The sequence below is a fragment of the Nonomuraea sp. NPDC050451 genome (genome assembly GCF_044458585.1).
In genome coordinates this window covers 131,470-147,780 of record NZ_JBITHZ010000016.1, presented here as the reverse complement: position 1 = coordinate 147,780, position 16,311 = coordinate 131,470, and the positions used below count along the sequence as shown (strand labels likewise).

Here is a 16,311-nt window from a genome sequence, read left to right as displayed (position 1 = left end):
AGACATCATGCCCCCCACCCGCATCGTCACTTTGGCACTCTCCGTACTGCTCGGATGCACCACGCTGGCCGCCTGCGGCAGCGGCGGCGACCAGCCCGCGAGCACCGCGAAGGCGGGCGGCAGCAGCAGCGCCGCGGCCGGCGGCGGCCTGATCGCGATCATCACCCCGTCGCACGACAACCCGTTCTTCAAGGCCGAGGCCGAGGCGGCCAAGGCGCAGGCCGAGAAGCTCGGCTACCAGACGTCCGTGGCCTCCCACGACGACGACCCCAACAAGCAGAGCGAGCTGATCGACGCCGCCATCTCCCGCCAGGCCAAGGCGATCATCCTGGACAACGCGGGCGCCGACGCCTCCATCGGGCCGGTCCGCAAGGCCGCGCAGGGCGGCGTCCCGGTCTTCCTGATCGACCGGGAGATCAACGCCACCGGCGTCGCCAAGGCCCAGATCGTCTCCAACAACTCCCAGGGCGCCCAGCTGGTCGCGCAGTCGTTCGTGGAGGCCATGAAGAGCAAGGGCAACTACGTCGAGCTGGTCGGCAAGGAGTCCGACACCAACGCCAGCGTCCGCTCCAAGGGCTTCGCCGACGTGATCTCCCAGTACCCGGACATGAAGCCGGTGGCCAAGGAGAGCGCCAACTGGGACCAGCAGGAGGCGTTCACCAAGATGGAGACCATCATCCAGAAGAGCCGCGACATCCAGGGCGTCATCGCCGGCAACGACACCATGGCCCTGGGCGCGGTCGCGGCGCTGAAGGCCGCTGGACTGCTGAAGAAGGTCGTGGTCGTCGGCTTCGACGGCAGCCCCGACGCCATCGCCGCCATCAAGGCGGGCGACATGCACGCCACCGCGCTGCAGCCCGCCGCCCTCGGCGCCACCAGCGCCGTGGACCAGGCCGACCAGTTCATCAAGACCGGCAAGACGGGCAAGGACGAGAAGCAGTCCATCGACTGCGAGCTCGTCACGGCCGACAACGCCGACGAGTTCGGGGTGTTCGCCAGGAAGTGACCCCACCGGAGGTCTCCCCCATGGCGCTTCGGACAATAGGCTTCATTCAGGAGTGAATAGAAAGGGGTGCGCGGTGGTCCAGAACGCGGAACGTAGGCGCGACACGACCAAGGATCACCTGCGCCTCCTGGCCCGGGTGGCACGCATGTACCACGAGCAGAACATGCGCCAGCCCGAGATCGCCGCCACGCTCAACATCTCACAGCCCCGCGTGTCCCGCCTGCTCAAGGAGGCGGTCACGCGGGGCATGGTCCGCACGGTGGTCACGCTCCCCGAAGGGGTGCACACCGAGCTGGAGGAGGAGCTGCAGCGCCGCTACGGGCTGCGCGACGCCGTGGTCGTGGACGTCGAGGACTACCAGGACGACGTGATCCCGCCGCTGGCCTCGGCGGCCGCCGCCTACCTCGGCGTCACCTTCACCGGCGGCGACGTGATCGGCATCTCGTCCTGGAGCGAGACCCTGCTGGCCACGGTCGAACGCCTGCCGCAGAAGAACTCCCAGGTCGCCGACCGCGTCATCCAGCTGGTCGGCGGCGTCGGCAGCCCCGAGGCGCAGGTGCACGCCACCCGTCTGGTGGCCCGCCTCGCCAACCTCACCTACGCCCGGCCGATCTTCGTACCCCTGCCCGGCGTGGTCGCGACCACCGCGATCCGCGACGCGCTGCTGGAGGACCCCAGCGTGAAGGACGTGCAGGCGCAGTGGCACGACCTGACCGTCGTGCTGGTCGGCATCGGCAGCCTGGAGCCCTCGCCCCTGCTGCTCAGCAGCGGCAACGCGGTCAGCCAGGCCGACCAGGAGGAGCTGCGCGGGCTCGGCGCCGTCGGCGACGTCTGCCTGCACTTCTTCGACGCCACGGGCAAGCCCGTCGACTCGGGCTTCGACCAGCGCGTCATCGGCATCGACGCGCCGACCTTCCGCGCCGTCGAACGGCGGGTCGGGGTCGCGGGCGGCATGCGCAAGCTCTCCGCGATCAAGGCCGCGATCGAGGGCGGCTGGGTCAACGTCCTCATCACCGATCTGACGATCGCCCGCCTGCTCTGCTCCTGATCACGTTACGCTGGATTCATCTGACAGGGGTGATGCCGATGTCCCATCTTCACGCTCGTGCAGCGCCGGCCAACCGCCTGGCCCGCCGCCTGGCCGCGGCGATGGGCGTCTCCTGGTTCGTCGGCGTCGTGTGGATCGTCCTGTACTACGTGGACCCCACTCTCCCGATCCTGTCGGACCTCGGTAACTGGAACCTGCTGGCCGGGTTCGGCCTCTTCCTGCTGGGCGCGGCGTTCGCCCTGGCCCTGCTGGTGACGGTGATCGTGCGGTCAGGGCGCCGGCACTAGGCGGGACGCCACACAGGTCCAGGGCCAGCGTGGCCGCCGCCAGCCCGAGCGCGCCCGCGACCTTGAGGGCGCCGATCGGGAAGACCAGCCACGACTCGGGCACTCCCGCCGTCTTCAGTGCGGGGCCGAGCGTCCGCATGACCGGTTTGAGCCGGGTCATGGCGGCGAGTGTGACATCGCCCGCGGCGACCGTCTGCGAGCCCCGTCTGCGGGCCCCGCGCGTGGCCGGTCAGGACGTCTTGGCGGTGGGCTCCCCGGTCGGTTCGCCGAGCTTGTCATCGGATTCCTGCCGCGCCCTGCCGGTCGGCTTCCCGGTCGGCTTGCCGAGCTTGTCGGCGGGCGGCCGGCGTACCTGGTCGGTGGGGGGAGCGGTTACCGAGACGGGGGTGCCGAAGTCGCTGAAGTCCATGACGTTCCGGTTGCCGGAATCGCCGAAGACGACTTCCATGTGCCTGATCCGGCCCTGGTCGTCCACGTCCACGGTGCCCGTCGCCGCCTCCGCCGTTCCCGCCTTCACATCGGTGCCGCCCTCGGCCTCCAGTGAGAACGCGAACCGCCGCCCGGCCCAGCCCTGCCCGGAGGCCGTGCCGGTCTCGCGGACGTCAGTCGCCGTACGGAGCCGCTGCAGGGCCGCATGAGGGTCGATGGGAGCGAGCTTGACCAGGGCGATGACCGGCGGCGCGCCCGCCAGCTCGGCGTCGGCGCGCGGCGAGACCAGCCACGTCGCGGCGCCGCTCTCCCGGATGTACATCAGGTCGTCGACGAACCGGGTTTCGGCCCCGTCATTCCTCGTGATGACGCCCATCCGCCGGACGGGGTCGATGGCGCCGTCGAACTCCTTGGTATCGGACGCGACATGTATGCGGTATCTCTCCTGGCTGGTGTTCTCGACCGCGGCGATCACCTGGGCCTGTGCCGACGACTGGGTCGCGGGCAGCACCACCGCCACCGCGGCCACCGCGGCGGCGACGGCCAGTGCGGCGACCGGGAACAGGACCCTGGCCAGCCGGCGCCTCGGCATCGCCGGCATGAGGTCGATGCCCGCCGGCCGGTCCTCGGTCGCGGTGATGAGCAGCGTGCGGAGTTCGTGCTCGTTCATGGACGGCTCCTCGTGTCGGTGTCTCACCGGATCCCACTCCCTTCGTCCTCGGTTCGGTTGACCAGCGTGTCGGGAGAGATCAGCCGCCGCATCGCCTGCAGGCCGCGATGCGTGTGGGTCTTGACCGTCCCCGGTGAGCAGCCCATCAGCTCGGCGACCTCGGCTTCCGGCAGGTCGGCGAAGAACCGCAGCACCAGGGCCGTCCGCTGCCTGACAGGCAGTCGCGCCAGCGCCTTGCGTACGTCCTCGGCCACGGCCCGGGTGTCCCCCACATCACCGGGACCGGGCGACTCGGGCAGTTCGGCGCGCGGGATCTCGCGACGCCACCGAGCACGCCACCAGGATCTGTACGTGTTGACCAGGATCCGGCGCAGGTAGGCGTCAGGATCGCTGCTGGTGTCCAGCCGATGCCACACTCGATACAGCTTGCCCAGGCAGGACTGGACCAGATCTTCGGCCGTGTGCCAGTCCCCGGTGAGCAGGACCGCCGTTTTCAGGTGGTGGTCTCCCCGGTGCCGCACGAAACTCACGAATTCCGCATCCACCCGCGCGCTCCTCTCGTCGGTCGAGCCACCTCCTGACACGCCCTGAGCCTCGCGTCAGGTTGACCGGAGAGCACCGGAAATATCCCCGCCCGGCCGCGAGTCACGCTGAGACCCGTCACCGGGGCGGCGTAGCGCTTCGCCCACATCTGTGCCACAGTTATAGAACAGTCGGAAGAGTTATAGATGGGTGAAGCGCATGACGACAGAAGTCCTGGCGACGCGGCCAGGTGTGATGGAGGACCCCGGCGAGCGGGGCAGGTTCGGGGAGTACGGCGGGCTCTACGTGCCGGAGTCGCTGGTCGCGGCCTGCCGGCAGGTGGAGGCGGCCTACCGGGAGGCGCGGACCGACCCGGCGTTCCGCGAGAGCCTCGCGGAGTCGCTGGCCCTGCACGTGGGGCGGCCCACGCCGCTGACCCCGGCTCGGCGGCTGTCCGCGGAGCTCGGCGTGACCCTGCTGCTCAAGCGGGAGGATCTCGCCCACACCGGGTCCCACAAGATCAATAACGTGCTGGGCCAGGCCCTGCTGGCACTCCGGATGGGCCGTACCCGGCTGATCGCCGAGACCGGCGCGGGGCAGCACGGCGTCGCCGTCGCGACCGCCGCCGCGCTGATGGGGCTGCGGGCGACCGTGTTCATGGGGGAACGGGACATCGAGCGGCAGGAGCTGAACGTGTTCCGGATGCGCATGCTGGGCACGGAGGTCGTGCCGGTCGGCACCGGCAGCCGCACCCTCAAGGACGCGACCAGCGAGGCGATGCGCCACTGGGTGACGGCCACCGAGGAGGCGTACTACTGCGTCGGCTCGGTCATCGGGCCCAACCCGTACCCGTGGATGGTGCGCGAGTTCCAGCGGGTCATCGGCGACGAGGCGCGCGAACAGTGCGCCGGGGCGCTCCCGGCCGCCGTGCCCGACTACGTCGTGGCCTGCGTGGGAGGCGGCTCCAACGCGGCGGGCACGTTCGCCGGCTTCGTCGACACCGCGGCCCGGCTCGTCGGGGTGGAGGCGGAGGGCGGCGCCGGGGCGGCCAGAGGCAGTCTCGGCGTGCTGCACGGCTTCCGCTCGCTGTTCCTCCAGGACGACCACGGGCAGATCACCGAGGCGCACTCCATCGCCGCCGGCCTCGACTATCCGGGGGTCGGGCCGGAGCACGCCCACCTGCGCGACCTCGGCCGGGCGCGCTATGTCACGGTCTCCGACGAGGAGGTGGTGGACGCGGCGGTGCGGCTGGCCCGCGCCGAGGGCATCGTGCCCGCGCTGGAGTCGGCGCACGCGGTCGCGTGGGTGATCCGCGCGGTGCGTACGGGCGAGCTGCCGCCGGGTGCGGCGGTCCTGCTCACCCTGTCCGGCAGGGGCGACAAGGACATCTCGACCCTGAAGGAGCTGGTATGAGCACCGGACTGCTCGAAAGGCCGCTGCGCGCCCGGCGCGACGGCGGCCACAAGCTGCTCATGCCGTACGTGACCGGCGGCATCGCCCCAGGCTGGACCGGCTACCTGCGGGCGTTCGCCGCCGCCGGCGCGGACGCGATCGAGCTCGGCCTGCCGTTCTCCGACCCCACGCTCGACGGCGCCACCATCCAGGAGGCGTCGGACGCGGCGCTGGCCCGGGGCGCGACGGCCCATGGCATCCTGGCCGAGGTCGCCGAGCTGCGCCTGGACGTGCCGCTGGTCGCCAGCACCTACTACAACCTGGTGCTGCGCGACGGACCCGTGCAGTTCTGCCGGGCGCTGCGCCGGGCGGGGATCGCCGGGCTCATCGTGCCCGACCTGCCGCTGGACGAGGCCGGCGAGCTGGCGGACGCGGCCGCCGCCACCGGCGTCGACCTGGTCCTGCTCGCCTCCCCCGCGACGCCGCAGCAACGGCTGGACGAGATCGCGCGCCGCAGCCGGGGCTTCGTCTACGCCGTCTCGGTGATGGGCACCACCGGCGAGCGGGCCGCGCTCGCCGAACCCGCCGCCGCCCTCACCGAACGGATCAAGCAGGGCAGCGACCGGCCGGTCTTGCTAGGATTTGGCATTTCCACGCCGGAACAGGCCGTGGAAGCCACCCGGCGCGCCGACGGTGTCGTCATCGGTGCCGCGATCATGCGCCGGATCCTCGACGGGGCGGGGCCGGACGACGTCGGCGCCTACCTGACGGGCCTGCGGCGGGCCCTTGACCAGGAGCGTGACGAAAGACGATGGCCCGCGACGCCGGACACGAAGCGAGGTACCGCGCCATAGCCGCCGACCTCGCCGCGAGGATCCGGTCGGGACATTACGCCCCCGGCGAGGCGCTGCCCTCCCAACGCGAGCTGAGCGCCTCGTACGGGGTCACCCTGATGACGCTTCGCCAGGCGCTCCGGCAGCTCAGCGACGAAGGGCTGATCGTGCAGCAGGCCGGTCGGGGCACGTTCGTGTCCCCGCCGCACCTGGCCTACCAGCTGGGCTCCCTGCAGAGCCTCGCCGACGACCTCAGGAAGCAGGGCCACGAGGTACGCACCGTCGTGCTCGGGCGTTCCCTGCGCCGGGTCCCGGCCGGGGTCGCCACGCAGCTGCGCACCGCTCCCGGCGAGAGCGCGCTGCGGCTGGAACGGGTGCGCGAGTTCGCCGGCCGCCCCGCGATCCACCAGGTCTCCTGGATCCGGCGGCCGGCCGCCGAGCGGATCCGCGATCGCGACTTCACCGCCGTCTCCCTCTACGGCGCCCTCGCCGACTGCGGCGTGGCGGTGGCGCGCGCCTCGGAGAAGATCCGGCCCGGCGTGCTCGACCCGGCCGTCGCGGCGCACCTCGGGGAGCCTCCCGGCAGCCCGGTCTTCCTCAGCGAGCGGATCACGTACGCGCTCGACGCCACCGCGCTGGTCGCCGACCACGCCACCATCCTGGGCAGCATGATGGAGATCCGCACAGAACGGGCCGCCACCGGCCTCTCCCTCACCTGGGGCCCGAGCACCTGACCCCAACGCACAAGACCGCCCAGGTAGATCTTGGTCAATGTTTTCGATCTACGTCGGCGCAGCTCAGCGTGTCAGTTGCCAGGGACGATCGATCGGCTGCGACGTTGGTGCTCCAGGTCTCACCCTGCGTTGGAGCACAAAATGATCAATCTCGGCTTCGTCGGGCCCAGCCGTCCCGCCAACGACTACAAGCTCACCGATGTGACCGACGGCGACACCCCGAAGATCGAAATGTCGATCCGCATGGTGTCCATCGACACCCCGGAAAGCCACTACGGAGGCAACCCGGCCACGGCCCAGGCGGCGCTCGAGCGCACCAAGGCCCGCCTGCAGGACGGCACGTACAACGCCATCCCCGAGCATCTACGCGAATACCTCATCTCGCGCATCACCCCGAACGCCGCGGATCACCACCTGACCGCCGGCCAGCTGGCGGCCGAGGCGCACAAGACCATGGTCAAGACCCGCCTGACCCGCCCGGACGGCACCACGCGCAAGCTGGCCGTCGTCGCCACCGGCGAGCTCGTCGAGAACCACGGCCGCCTGCTGGCCTACACCGCGCCCTGGTTCGCCGGCGGGCCGTCCGACCCGATGCCGCCCCGCGACGACCCGCAGCGCCGCACCTTCAACCTCGACATGCTGTCACTCGGATGGGCCGCCAGCTTCCTCATCTACCCCTCCATCCCGCCGACCTTCGACCTGAACCTGATGCTCGACGAGGCCGAGGTGGCCTGGCAGCAGAAGCGCGGCGCGTGGCAGCAGTTCGGCCCGGAGCTGCTGCTGGGTTACGAGTACCGGGCCTGCATCAAGCTCGGCACGAAGGACCTGAAGAATCCCGTGGAGGCCGTCGCGAACGCCTACGAGCGCGTATGCGTGGACCTGCGCACCCTGACCGAGGTCGGCCTGTACGGCTACCACCAGGTCCCGCCGCCGAACCGGCTGTGGATCTGGAAGAAGGACCTGGAGCAGGCCCGCAAGGACCTGCCCATCAAGCACTAGGTCCGGCGCTCACGCCGCCGTGCCGATGATGCCCAGGGCCTCATCGACACGGTCGGCGTGGGTGCGGAAGCTGAGCACGCACAGGCGCAGGAAGAACCGCCCGTCGACGGTGGTGCTGCTCAGGAACACGCGCCGGGTGTCGTTGACGTCCGCCAGGAGCCGCCGGTTGCGCTCGTCCGTGCCACGTAGCCGGAAGAACGTACGCGTGCGGCGGCATGCCGTACGCGCGCCTGAACGAGCGCAACAGCGCGAACGGCGTGACCCCGGCCGCGGCGGCCAGCTCGTTCAGGCGGGGCGGGTCCGGCATGGTCGCGTGCAGCAGGTCGCGGATCCGGGCCATGCTCCTGCACCCGGCCGAGCGGGCCGGGCGCCTCGGGCGGCGCGTGCCGTACGCGCCGAGCACGAAGGTCAGCAGTGCGTGCAGCTGGGAGTCGGCGGCCAGCGACGCGCCGGACTCCGCCGCGCGATGGGCGGCCGTCACCCGCCGGGCCACCCGTACGTCGGACACCACCCTCCGGTCGAACGACGGGATCCCGGCGGGCACGCCGAGCTCGTCCGCGACCTCCCGCATCTGCTCGACGCCCGGGTACAGCACCCGGTACGTCCACCCGTCGGCGGTCGGGGGCTCGCCGGTGTGGACGATGCCGGGCTCGATCAGCACGACGTCGTCCGTGACCGCGTACTCGACGCCGTCGGCGAAGCGGATCTCCTCCAGGCCCGCCTCCAGCGTCCCGATCGCGTACGTCTCGTGGCTGTGCCGGGCGAACCCGCGCCGGACGAAACGCGCCCGCATCAGATCCAGGCCGCCGAGGCCGCGATAGCGCCAGTAACTGGCGAACTCTCCGGATGCCATGACGTCCTCTCCGCCGAGCCCGTCGTCACCGGACCAGAGTAGGCGTTCCCTACGATCTCATCTCGTGCTACCTTTCGCATAAATCGAGAAAGGTTGGAGATGTGATGGCAGCCGACCCGGCGGCGACCGCCACGACGGTCGTCGAGATGGCCCGCGAGGGACGCTTCACGGAAATCGAGGACCTGTTCGCGGGGCCTCTACGGGCGCAGGTGTCCGCCGAGGCGCTGCGGACCGTCTGGGCCGCCGAGATCGGGCCGGTCTCCGCCGTCGGGGAGCCGCTCTGCGAGCCGATCCGGGCGGGGCTGGTCCGGGTGAGCGTTCCGGTGACGTGCGAGCGTGGAGGGCTCGCGGTCGTCATGTCGGTGGACGACGCCGGCCTGCTGAACGGCCTGCGCCTCGCGCCCCTGGACGCCGCCGTGTGGGAGCCGCCGGTTTACGCCCGCCCGGAGCGGTTCGAGGAGCACGAGGTCACCGTCGGATCCGGCCCGCTGGCCGTCCCCGGGACGCTGAGCCTGCCGCGCGGTCAAGGCCCGTGGCCCGCTGTCGTGCTGCTCAGCGGTGGTGGCCCGTTCGACCGCGACGCCACCAGCGGGCCGAACAAGCCGCTCAAGGATCTGGCCTGGGGTCTGGCCGGCCGGGGCGTGGCGGTGCTGCGCTACGACAAGGTGACCCACGTCCACGCCGACCGGCTGGCCGGCGACTTCACGATGGCCGACGAGTACGTCCCGCACACGGTCGCCGCCGTCCACCTGCTCCAGCGGCGGCCGGACGTGGACCCCGCGCGGGTCTTCGTCCTCGGCCACAGTATGGGCGGCAAGGCGGCCCCGCGGGTCGCCGCCGCCGAGCCGTCCGTGGCCGGCCTGGTGATCATGGCCGGCGATGCCCAGCCGATGCACGAGGCGGCCGTACGCGTCGCCGGCCACCTCGCCTCGGTGAGCCCCGACTGGCAGGCGGCGGTCGAGATGATCACCCGGCAGGCCGCCGTGGTCGGCAGCCCGGACCTGTCGCCCGCCACGCCGGCCGCGGACCTGCTGTTCGGCTTCTCCGGCTCGTACTGGCTGGACATGCGCGGCTACGACCCCGTTGCGACCGCGGCGGCGCTGGACAAGCCGATGCTCATTCTCCAGGGCGCCCGCGACTACCAGGTGACCGTCGACGACGACCTGGCGCGGTGGCGGGCCGGGCTCGCGCACCGGCCGGACGTCACCTTCCGCGTCTACGACGCCGGCAACCACCTGTTCTTCCCCGGCGCCGGCCCCTCGACCCCGGCGGAGTACGAGCCGCCCCAGCACGTCGACCCGGCCGTGGTCGCGGACCTCGCCGAGTGGCTCTCACCGGGTCAGCGGGAGATCACCTGACTTCTGCCCCGCCTCAAGGGCCGACTCGCTCTCGCTCCGCTGCGCGAGCAACTCGGGAACGGCCTCCTCCTCCGCGAGGGCGGGCCGCTCGGGCCGGACCCGTTCGGAGCCGACCGTGGCGGGCTCGGCCGGTGCGGCGTTCGGCGTCGCCCGTTCGAAGAAGCGCAGCAGCTCGACCGGCAGCGGCATGATCAGCGTGGAGTTCTTCTCCGCGGCGACCTCCACCACGGTTTGCAGCAGGCGCAGCTGGAGCGCGCCCGGCGTCTGGGCCATGATGCCCGAGGCGTCGGCCAGCTTGCTCGCGGCCTGCAGCTCACCGTCGGCGACGATCACCCTGGAGCGCCGCTCCCGCTCGGCCTCGGCCTGGCGGGCGATCGACCGCTTCATGGCCTCGGGCAGCTGCACGTCCTTGATCTCCACGCGGTCGATGTGGATGCCCCAGCCGAGCGCCGGGCTGTCGATCATGAGCGCGAGACCCCTGTTCAGCTCCTCGCGGTTGGTCAGCAGGTCGTCCAGCTCGCTCTTGCCGATGATGGACCGCAGCGAGGTCTGCGCCACCTGCTCGACGGCGAACAGGTAGTTCTGCACCTCGATCGCGGCCCGCATCGGGTCCTGCACCCGGAAGTAGGCGACGGCGTCGACCCGTACGGAGATGTTGTCCCTGGTGATGCCCTCCTGCGTGGGGATCGGCATCGTGACGATCTGGACGTTGACCTTCCGCATGCGGTCGACCCCGGGAATCAGGAACCTCAGGCCCGGCTGGCGGATCTGCTGCTGCGCCCGGCCGAAGCGGAAGACGATGCCGCGTTCGACCTGGTTGACGACTCTCACCCCGGTGACCACCACCAAGAAGAGGAAGAAGGCGATGACTCCGAGCACGATGTTGATGTCCATGGACCTATCCCTTCTCTTACGAGAGTAGGTCCAGATCTCATCCTCCGCAGCCGCAGCTGCGCCGCGGGACGAGGGCGGCGCGAGTGGCGAGCGGGGCCGCCGCCTCGTCGAACAGCAGGGCGACGGCCTGCTCCGCCATGGCCTGGAGCGGCTGCTCGGTCACCGTGAGCGCCGGAGCGGTGTGGGCGCTCTCCGGGGTGCCGTCGAGGCTGATCACGGCGAGCCGGTCGGGGACGGTCAGGCCGCAGGCCCAGGCGCCGGACAGGACCCCGATGGCCTGCTCGTCCGTGGCGGTGACCAGGGCGCCCGGCAGGGTGCCCGCGGCGGCGAGGCGGCGGGTCAGGGCATCCGCCGCGGCCCGCGAGTAGTCGCAGCGCAGGAGCTCTGCGCCGGGGTCGCCGGCGACGGCCGCGTGCCAGGCCGCCCGCCGCACGCCCACGGGGCCCACGTCGTCCTGGCCGGACAGGAAGGCGATGTGCCCGTGCCCGTGCCCGCGCAGGTGCGCGACCGCCTCCCGTACGGCGTCCTGGTTGTCGGCCGCCGCCACGGGCGCGCCCGGAGGCCCGTTGTGGACGTAGACAGCGGGTACGCCAGCCGCCTCGGCCACCTCGGCCACGTCGCCCACGGAGTCGGCCGAGACGATCACCAGACCGTCGACCTGGGCGGCCAGGAAACGTTCGACGAGATGCCGCTGGCGCTGCGCCGAGTAGCCGGCGTTGCCGACCAGCGTGAGCAGGTCGCGGCCCTCCAGAGCCCGCTCGACGTGCCTGGCCAGGGCCCCGAAGTAGGGGTTGGACGCGTCGGCCAGCACCAGCCCGGCCACGCCCGTGGTGCGAGAGCGAAGCGCGCGGGCGATGCGGTTGGGCCGGTAGCCGAGCTCGGCCGCCGCGGCCAGGACCCGCTCGCGCGTGGCGGCGGCCACGGGACGGGGCCCGTTGTTCATCACATAGCTGACCACCGCCGTCGAGGTCCCCGCTTTGCGGGCCACATCGGCCAGAGTGCTCGGACGTTTCCTCATGGCGGTTTACATTCTCGCATCTAATCGATTAGATATGCACTTGGCAGTTCTAAACGATTAGACAAGAGGTGACCGTGCTGCCCTTGATCGTCGACACCGACACCGGCTCGGATGACGCCGTGGCGCTGCTGCTGGCCGCCGCCAGCGGCCTGGGCGACGTACGTGCGGTGACGACGGTGGCGGGCAACGTGCCCCTGACGACCGCCACCCGCAACGCGCTCATCTCCCTGCAGACGGCCGGCCGCCCGGACGTCCCCGTCCACGAGGGCTGCGAGAGCCCCATGACCCGCGCGCTGTCCACCGCCCAGCACGTGCACGGCCAGGACGGGATGGGCGACCTGGGCCTCCCCGATCCCTTGGGGGCCGCCGAGCGGGAGCACGCCGTGGACGTCCTGCTGAACGCGCCCCGCCGCCTCCCCGGCGAGCTCACGCTGGTGACCCTGGGACCGCTCACCAACCTCGCCGCCGCCCTGCTCCGCGACCGCGACCTGCTCTCCCGGTACCGGCACGTGTACTGCATGGCCGGCGCCGCGGACCTGTGGGGCAACGTCTCGGCCACCGCCGAGTTCAACGTGTGGGCCGACCCGGAGGCCGCCCGCGTGGTGCTCCAGGCCGCCACGCCGGACCAGGTGACCTGGATCGGCTGGGACGTCTCACGCCGGGACGCCGTCATGACGCCGGCGGACCAGCTCCGGCTGGAGCGGATCGGCACCCCCATGGCCACCTTCGCCCACCGCGTCAACCGGACGGTCGCCGAGTGGGCCCGCGACGTCACCGGCCTGTCCGGCTACGACCTGCCCGATCCCATCGCCATGGCCGTGGCGCTCCGGCCCGAGCTGGCCGTCGAGCGGGAGCACGCGTACGTGGACGTCGCGCTCGGCGACGAGACCCGCGGCCAGCTCATCATCGACCGCCGCCGCTCGGCCCCCGCCCCGAACCTGACACTGGTGCGGCGGGTCGACGAGACCGCTTTCAAGCAACTGCTCTTCGACACCTGTGAGGGACCGCGATGAACCGGCGTTACGAGCTGCACTGCCACCTCGACGGATCGGTACGCCCGAGCACGATCGCCGATCTCGCGCGCGGTCAGGGCATCACCCTGGAGGCCCCCGTCGAGCAGCTGGTGACGGCGCCCGCCGGGTGCGGCAGCCTGAGCCGGTTCCTGACGTACATCGAGGTGCCCCTCCAGGTGCTGCAGACGCCGGACGCGCTGAGCAGGGCCGCCCGCGAGCTGGTGGAGGACTGGAGCGCGGACGGCGTGGTCTACGGCGAGGCGCGCTTCGCCCCGCAGCAGCACAGCCGCCAGGGCATGACCATCGACGAGGCGGTCGAGGCCGTCGCCGAGGGCCTGGCGGCGGGGGAGGCGGCGACGGGCGTGCGTACCGGGCTGCTGCTGTGCTGCCTGCGGCAGCAGACGCCGGAGCAGAGCCTGGCCGTCGCCGAGACGGCGCTGCGGCACCGCGACAAGGTGGCCGGGCTCGACCTGGCAGGCGACGAGCGGCTGTACGCGGCCACGCCGCACCGGGCGGCGTTCGACCTCGCCCACGCGGCCGGCCTCCCGTGCACGGTGCACGCCGGCGAGGCGGCGGGCCCGGAGAGCATGTGGGAGGCGATCGACGTGCTCGGCGCCCGCCGGATCGGGCACGGCGTCCGCTGTACCGGCGACGCCGCGCTGCTCGAACGGCTGCGCCGCGACCGGATCGCCCTGGACATGTGCCCGATCAGCAACGTGCTGACCGGCGCCGTCCCCGGCATGTCCGAGCACCCCGCGATCCCGCTCCTGGAGGACGGGCTGGCGGTCACGATCAGCACCGACACGCGTACCACCGCCGGGACCACGCTGGAGCGGGAGTTCGCCGGGTGGACGGCCGAGCAGGAGAGGCTCGCCCAGGCGAACGCGGCGGAGGCGGCCTTTCGGAACTGAAAGTTTCACCGGGTCTTGACAGGCTCTGTTGCGAACCTCAACACTCTATGCCGCTCCAAAATATGTGACATAACGCACAGTGTTAGCGCTAACACAAAGAGCGGCTCCCGGAGGTTCCGAATGAGACGATTGCGGGCGGCGGCGGTCGCCCTTCTGATGCTTGTCACCGCGTTCCTCGCGACCACCCCGGCGGCCACGGCAGCGGCGAAGACCGTCTTCATCCCCGCGCGCTGGCAGAGCACGGGCGAGGTGCCGTGGGCCAGCGACCGCACGAAGGAATCCGCGAACTTCATCTTGTTATGGGGCGACCGATCGGGCACGAACCCCAAGACCGCCCCATCCCCGTACAACTTCGACCCCGACAACATGCTGAGCCAGCTTGAGAGCCTCTACTCCTTCTACGTGAACACCATGAAGTTCACGCCGGAGACCGGGCTGCTGGCGCAGTACAAGATCATCGTCATCGTCACCAGGACCTGGTCGAACGCGCCGCTCGACGCGTGGGCGACCGGCGGCTCGACCGACGGCAAGGTCGGCGTCATCAACATCGCCCCCGCCGCCGCGCTCCCCGGCTCCTGGGGGCTGGCGCACGAGCTGGGGCACGTGTTCCAGAACTACACGTTCCTCGGCAGGCCCGGCTTCGGGTTCACGGACGCGAGCGCGGGCACGTTCTGGGAGACGAGCGCCGAGTTCATGGCCATGCAGGTCTACCCGAAGACGGCCGCGGGCGACCTGACGAGGTTCATCCGCACGGAGAACCTCGCCTACAGCAGCAGCCGGCACCACTACGGCAACTGGATGCTGCTCCAGTACATCAAGGACCGCGACGGCCTGGCCATGTTCAACCGCCTGTGGAACGAGGCCAGGAGCAACGAGCACCCGCTGGAGACCTACCGCCGGATCGCCGGCATCGACCAGGCGGAGCTCAACCGGCGGCTGGGTGAGTACGCCCAGCACAACGTGACGTGGGACTACTCCAACCGCGCCGACTTCATGCCGTTCATCAACAGCCTGTATCCCTTCGTCACGGCCTACAACGGCGTGGAGGTGCAGGCGGTCAACGCGGCGGCCGGGCACTTCCGCATCTCCGACGCCATCGCCCCCTCCGACTACGGCTACAACAAGATCCGCCTCGTCCCGAGCAGCGACGGCGCGCTCATCCGGATGCGGTTCAGGGGCCACGTCAACTCCGCGGCCGGTTCGGGCTGGTCGTACGGGTTCGTCGCGGTGAAGAACGGCACGCCCCGCTACAGCCCCATCTACAACTCCTCGAACGGCGAGGTGACCTTCCAGACCCAGACGGGCGAGAAGGACGTCTACCTCGTGGTCGTCGGCGCGCCGAGCGCCGTGCACAAGTACGCCTTCCTCGACGGCTACCCGAAGAACTACCGCTACCCGTACCAGTTCCGCCTGCAGGGCGCCACGCCGTGGGGCTTCGAGCCTGGTCACGTGAAGCCGGCCGCGCCGGGCGGCGGCCACTGGCACTCCAACGGCGGCGGCTGGGTGGACAACCGCGCCAACGTGGCCGCCACCGCCTACGTCGGCCCCCGGGCCGCCGTGTACGGCAACAGCACGGTCAGCGGCAACGCCCGCATCGAGGACCTGGCCTGGGTCAACAGCGGCGCGACCGTCGGCGGCAACGCCGTGGTGAAGAACAGCGCGCTGGTCCAGGGCGGCGCCAACCTCGGCGGCAGCGTGGTCATCGGCGGCGACGCCGAGCCCGCGACGGCCTGCTCCGCGGGCACGTACCTGATGTTCAACCCTGACCGGCGCTGCGACGGCGGCGGTGGCGAGGCGGACGTCAACCCGTCCCACCCGATCTTCAGCGACGACGACCTCGCCTTCGGCGGCGGGGGCGGCAACCCCTCGCCCGTCAACCTGGCCTCGAGCGCCACGCCCTCGGCCTCCTACACCTCGCCCTGGGAGAGCGTGGCGGCCATCAATGACGGCCTCGTGCCCAGCCCGCGCTGGGGCACCTGGCCGGAGACCGGCACCCAGTGGGCCGAGCTGACCTGGTCCTCGACTCAGACCGTCAAGTCGGCCGAGGTCTACTTCTTCGACGACGGCGGCGGCGTGCGCGTGCCCGCCTCGTGGAAGCTGCAGTACTGGAACGGCAGCGCGTACGCGGACGTGCCCGGGGCGAGCGCGTACGGGATCACAGCCGGGGCGTACAACCCGGTCACGTTCACCGCCGTCAGCACCACCAGGCTGCGGGTCGTACTGCAGAGCGGCCAGGGCTCGGTCGGGCTCCTGGAGGTCCGCGCCTTCGGCTGACGCGCTCTGCGACCGGGCACTGCGGATCGATCCGCGGTGCCCGGTGCGGTCGTTCGAGCCCGTCCCGGAG

General features: G+C 71.3%; 16 protein-coding genes. 11 read left to right on the top strand and 5 right to left on the bottom strand.

All coding sequences use genetic code 11. From position 1 onward, the window contains the following. The first annotated feature begins 7 nt into the window (after nucleotides 1-7). From ACIBI9_RS38470 to ACIBI9_RS38460, 3 genes are all read left to right on the top strand, one after another. On the top strand, nucleotides 8-1,006 hold the full coding sequence (locus ACIBI9_RS38470; protein WP_397229738.1) for a D-ribose ABC transporter substrate-binding protein: 999 nt from the start codon (nucleotides 8-10) through the stop codon (nucleotides 1,004-1,006). A gap of 73 nt (nucleotides 1,007-1,079) precedes the next feature. Next, on the top strand, nucleotides 1,080-2,054 hold the full coding sequence (locus ACIBI9_RS38465; RefSeq protein WP_355197750.1) for a sugar-binding transcriptional regulator: 975 nt from the start codon (nucleotides 1,080-1,082) through the stop codon (nucleotides 2,052-2,054). A gap of 38 nt (nucleotides 2,055-2,092) precedes the next feature. Continuing rightward, nucleotides 2,093-2,341, top strand: coding sequence for a cell division protein CrgA (locus ACIBI9_RS38460; protein ID WP_397229735.1), 249 nt, complete (start codon nucleotides 2,093-2,095; stop codon nucleotides 2,339-2,341). A 229-nt stretch (nucleotides 2,342-2,570) separates the two neighbouring features. Here ACIBI9_RS38460 and ACIBI9_RS38455 read toward each other — a convergent pair whose 3' ends face one another. Further along, nucleotides 2,571-3,440: a hypothetical protein gene (locus ACIBI9_RS38455; protein ID WP_397229733.1), complete on the bottom strand. Its 870-nt coding sequence runs from the start codon at nucleotides 3,438-3,440 to the stop codon at nucleotides 2,571-2,573. 23 nt (nucleotides 3,441-3,463) lie between these two features. Then, nucleotides 3,464-3,985 carry a SigE family RNA polymerase sigma factor gene (locus ACIBI9_RS38450; protein WP_397229731.1) on the bottom strand — a complete coding sequence of 174 codons (522 nt, stop codon included), beginning with the start codon at nucleotides 3,983-3,985 and terminating at the stop codon, nucleotides 3,464-3,466. Between the two features lie 196 nt (nucleotides 3,986-4,181). On the opposite strand from ACIBI9_RS38450, the gene trpB reads away from it, so the two are divergent. The 4 genes from trpB (at nucleotide 4,182) to ACIBI9_RS38430 (ending at nucleotide 7,920) form a co-directional block, all read left to right on the top strand. Next, nucleotides 4,182-5,375, top strand: a complete 1,194-nt coding sequence (gene trpB / locus ACIBI9_RS38445) for a tryptophan synthase subunit beta (RefSeq protein WP_397229729.1) — start codon at nucleotides 4,182-4,184, stop codon at nucleotides 5,373-5,375. Beyond that, on the top strand, nucleotides 5,372-6,208 hold the full coding sequence (trpA, locus tag ACIBI9_RS38440) for a tryptophan synthase subunit alpha (protein ID WP_397229727.1): 837 nt from the start codon (nucleotides 5,372-5,374) through the stop codon (nucleotides 6,206-6,208). Before trpB ends, trpA begins: the two co-directional genes overlap by 4 nt. Continuing rightward, the gene (locus ACIBI9_RS38435; protein WP_397229725.1) at nucleotides 6,166-6,921 is read left to right on the top strand and encodes a GntR family transcriptional regulator; all 756 of its coding nucleotides are present in this window, start codon (nucleotides 6,166-6,168) and stop codon (nucleotides 6,919-6,921) included. Before trpA ends, ACIBI9_RS38435 begins: the two co-directional genes overlap by 43 nt. 141 nt (nucleotides 6,922-7,062) lie before the next feature. Continuing rightward, complete coding sequence (locus ACIBI9_RS38430) at nucleotides 7,063-7,920, top strand: thermonuclease family protein (protein ID WP_397229723.1); 858 nt, start codon at nucleotides 7,063-7,065, stop codon at nucleotides 7,918-7,920. A gap of 40 nt (nucleotides 7,921-7,960) precedes the next feature. Here ACIBI9_RS38430 and ACIBI9_RS38425 read toward each other — a convergent pair whose 3' ends face one another. Further along, nucleotides 7,961-8,773, bottom strand: a complete 813-nt coding sequence (locus ACIBI9_RS38425; RefSeq protein WP_397229720.1) for an AraC family ligand binding domain-containing protein — start codon at nucleotides 8,771-8,773, stop codon at nucleotides 7,961-7,963. A gap of 104 nt (nucleotides 8,774-8,877) precedes the next feature. Between ACIBI9_RS38425 and ACIBI9_RS38420 the strand changes: the two genes are divergently transcribed. Further along, nucleotides 8,878-10,131, top strand: a complete 1,254-nt coding sequence (locus ACIBI9_RS38420; protein WP_397229718.1) for an alpha/beta hydrolase family protein — start codon at nucleotides 8,878-8,880, stop codon at nucleotides 10,129-10,131. On the opposite strand, the gene ACIBI9_RS38415 is transcribed toward ACIBI9_RS38420, so the two are convergent. Both ACIBI9_RS38415 and ACIBI9_RS38410 read right to left on the bottom strand, forming a co-directional pair. Beyond that, a complete protein-coding gene (locus tag ACIBI9_RS38415) occupies nucleotides 10,105-11,025 on the bottom strand; it encodes a slipin family protein (RefSeq protein WP_397229716.1) in 921 nt (306 codons plus the stop codon). The two genes, ACIBI9_RS38420 and ACIBI9_RS38415, sit on opposite strands and share 27 nt — an antisense overlap. A gap of 37 nt (nucleotides 11,026-11,062) precedes the next feature. Next, on the bottom strand, nucleotides 11,063-12,043 hold the full coding sequence (locus ACIBI9_RS38410; protein WP_397229714.1) for a LacI family DNA-binding transcriptional regulator: 981 nt from the start codon (nucleotides 12,041-12,043) through the stop codon (nucleotides 11,063-11,065). Nucleotides 12,044-12,117: 74 nt separating this feature from the next. On the opposite strand from ACIBI9_RS38410, the gene ACIBI9_RS38405 reads away from it, so the two are divergent. From ACIBI9_RS38405 to ACIBI9_RS38395, 3 genes are all read left to right on the top strand, one after another. Further along, nucleotides 12,118-13,056: a nucleoside hydrolase gene (locus tag ACIBI9_RS38405; protein WP_397229712.1), complete on the top strand. Its 939-nt coding sequence runs from the start codon at nucleotides 12,118-12,120 to the stop codon at nucleotides 13,054-13,056. Continuing rightward, complete coding sequence (add, locus tag ACIBI9_RS38400) at nucleotides 13,053-13,967, top strand: adenosine deaminase (RefSeq protein ID WP_397229710.1); 915 nt, start codon at nucleotides 13,053-13,055, stop codon at nucleotides 13,965-13,967. The genes ACIBI9_RS38405 and add overlap by 4 nt, the downstream gene beginning before the upstream one ends. Before the next feature lie 120 nt (nucleotides 13,968-14,087). Next, nucleotides 14,088-16,241 carry a DUF6055 domain-containing protein gene (locus tag ACIBI9_RS38395; protein ID WP_397229706.1) on the top strand — a complete coding sequence of 718 codons (2,154 nt, stop codon included), beginning with the start codon at nucleotides 14,088-14,090 and terminating at the stop codon, nucleotides 16,239-16,241. The last annotated feature ends 70 nt before the right edge of the window (nucleotides 16,242-16,311 follow it).

Bases quoted from the DNA above. Each gene is read 5' to 3' on its own strand.
- ACIBI9_RS38470 (WP_397229738.1), top strand. From the start codon at position 8: ATGCCCCCCACCCGCATCGTCACTTTGGCACTCTCCGTACTGCTCGGA.
- ACIBI9_RS38460 (WP_397229735.1), top strand. From the start codon at position 2,093: ATGTCCCATCTTCACGCTCGTGCAGCGCCGGCCAACCGCCTGGCCCGC.
- ACIBI9_RS38455 (WP_397229733.1), bottom strand. From the start codon at position 3,440: ATGAACGAGCACGAACTCCGCACGCTGCTCATCACCGCGACCGAGGAC.
- trpB (WP_397229729.1), top strand. From the start codon at position 4,182: ATGACGACAGAAGTCCTGGCGACGCGGCCAGGTGTGATGGAGGACCCC.
- trpA (WP_397229727.1), top strand. From the start codon at position 5,372: ATGAGCACCGGACTGCTCGAAAGGCCGCTGCGCGCCCGGCGCGACGGC.
- ACIBI9_RS38435 (WP_397229725.1), top strand. From the start codon at position 6,166: ATGGCCCGCGACGCCGGACACGAAGCGAGGTACCGCGCCATAGCCGCC.
- ACIBI9_RS38430 (WP_397229723.1), top strand. From the start codon at position 7,063: ATGATCAATCTCGGCTTCGTCGGGCCCAGCCGTCCCGCCAACGACTAC.
- ACIBI9_RS38425 (WP_397229720.1), bottom strand. From the start codon at position 8,773: ATGGCATCCGGAGAGTTCGCCAGTTACTGGCGCTATCGCGGCCTCGGC.
- ACIBI9_RS38420 (WP_397229718.1), top strand. From the start codon at position 8,878: ATGGCAGCCGACCCGGCGGCGACCGCCACGACGGTCGTCGAGATGGCC.
- ACIBI9_RS38415 (WP_397229716.1), bottom strand. From the start codon at position 11,025: ATGGACATCAACATCGTGCTCGGAGTCATCGCCTTCTTCCTCTTCTTG.
- ACIBI9_RS38410 (WP_397229714.1), bottom strand. From the start codon at position 12,043: ATGAGGAAACGTCCGAGCACTCTGGCCGATGTGGCCCGCAAAGCGGGG.
- add (WP_397229710.1), top strand. From the start codon at position 13,053: ATGAACCGGCGTTACGAGCTGCACTGCCACCTCGACGGATCGGTACGC.
- ACIBI9_RS38395 (WP_397229706.1), top strand. From the start codon at position 14,088: ATGAGACGATTGCGGGCGGCGGCGGTCGCCCTTCTGATGCTTGTCACC.